General features: G+C 65.2%; 2 protein-coding genes and 1 pseudogene. 1 reads left to right on the plus strand and 2 read right to left on the minus strand.

What is annotated here, in order from left to right; translation table 11 throughout:
- Nucleotides 1–176: 176 nt before the first annotated feature.
- On the minus strand, nucleotides 177–683 hold the full coding sequence (locus tag ACIGYR_RS39015) for a DUF6624 domain-containing protein (RefSeq protein WP_399609053.1): 507 nt from the start codon (nucleotides 681–683) through the stop codon (nucleotides 177–179).
- A gap of 123 nt (nucleotides 684–806) precedes the next feature.
- A pseudogene (locus ACIGYR_RS39020) lies at nucleotides 807–999 on the minus strand (IS5/IS1182 family transposase); the annotation flags it as partial.
- Nucleotides 1,000–1,133: 134 nt separating this feature from the next.
- Here ACIGYR_RS39020 and ACIGYR_RS39025 point away from each other — a divergent pair.
- Nucleotides 1,134–1,475: a DUF4190 domain-containing protein gene (locus ACIGYR_RS39025; protein WP_399609052.1), complete on the plus strand. Its 342-nt coding sequence runs from the start codon at nucleotides 1,134–1,136 to the stop codon at nucleotides 1,473–1,475.
- Nucleotides 1,476–1,573: the final 98 nt, after the last annotated feature.

Consider the following 1,573-nt stretch of genomic DNA (forward strand, 5'->3'; position numbering starts at 1 on the left):
CCGATAACTCACCCCGGAGCCGTTCCACCTCCCCCAGCCTCATACCAGTCAGATGCCCACCACCAGGCAAGATCACCCAACGTAACGAAGCACTATTAGGTCCTGTCCGGCGGATCATTGCCTGCGGCAAGTGAGCCCCGGGCAGTGATCCGCAACACGCGACTGGGAACAGCGCGTCAGGCCAGGGAGAACTTGGCAACGTACTCGTCGAAGGGCTCGATGCCGACTTCTGCACGGAGTTCGTTCATGCGCTCGGGCTCTTCACAAGGCCACGGAATCGGTGCCCCGTCCTTCACGCCGGCGATTTGAGTGCCGTAGACCTGCTTGCGGCCCTCATTGACCAGCGTGCGGTCGCGCAGGAAGGCCAGCTCGCGCGGGCTGGCCGAGCCTGCCGACACCGCCTGCTGCATCAGATGGAGGGCGCGCCGCTGAACATCGAGCTGCCGGTCGGCGTGCTGGGCGATCAGCCATGCTGCGCGTGCGGCCTCCTCACCGACCAGTTCTGCCGTCGGCCATCCGTATTCGTCCATGATCTCGCCCAGCCGGTCACCGTGTCGGGCGGTCAGCCGCCGCCAGGCCAGCTGCTCGGCAGGGTCATCGCTGTTCGCGCGGACTGCGGACTGGTGATCGGCCGCAGCCATGCCCGCAAGCTCCACGGCCAGCGCGGCAACGTCGTGCGCCACTCTCAACTCCCACACTAGATCCGTACGTTGTGCCCGGTGGCCGCAAGCCTAAAGGCACAATCCAGGCGTAAAGATCATTCCGGAGAACGGTGACAGGCACCTCCCCGCACGGGGATAATGGATCTACCCCCGAAGCCAGAGCCTCATCGCTACGACAGTAAACGGTGCCCTGGAAGAACCTCGTGGCTACGGCCCGGAAGTTCTTGAGGGCGTTGATCGTCCGCTCGACTTCATTCCTTCGCTTGTAGATCGTTTCGTCGAAGCCAGTGGGCCGGCCGCCGCGACTGCCGCGGCGCTTTCGGTTGGCCCGCTGGTTGCAGTCAGCCCCTGCTCCTTACCGAGCGCATAGCCAGAGAAGCAGTCGGGCAGACCGTCTGCGCCGGCAGCAGACCGTAGTCCGGTGGGTGGGCCGGGCCCTGAGCGCGGTGCGGTGCCGATAGCGTGCTGATCATGAGCACTACACCGCAGACGTCCGACCGCACCCGGAACAAGCCCGCCCTCGTGAGCGCGTGCGCCGCATTCGCCAGCGTGGTCTATGCGAGCGGGTCCATCATGGGCGGCTGGCTCACGGTAACGTATTCGGCAGCCATACTGGGCCTGCTGATCATCTGTGCGCTGGTCGCGGTCGTAGCCGGGCACATTGGGCGTCACCGTGCCAAGAAGCGAGGCGTGGAGGGCCGTTGGCTGTCGCTGGCGGCCATCGTCGTCGGCTGGCTGTGCATCCTGTACGCGGTGCTGGTCAACCTGTTGGTCATGGGCCTGATCGCCGGCTTGGCAGTGCTGTTCGGTTAATACGGCACTGTCACGTTGGCTGACCGGTGGGATGATCTTCGGGTCGATCAGGTTGGGAGGGGTCGTCCGTGGGGAGTGCGGCGCTGTCGTACAAGGGG

It is taken from the genome of Streptomyces sp. NPDC053076, assembly GCF_044546845.1.
Taxonomy (GTDB): domain Bacteria; phylum Actinomycetota; class Actinomycetes; order Streptomycetales; family Streptomycetaceae; genus Streptomyces.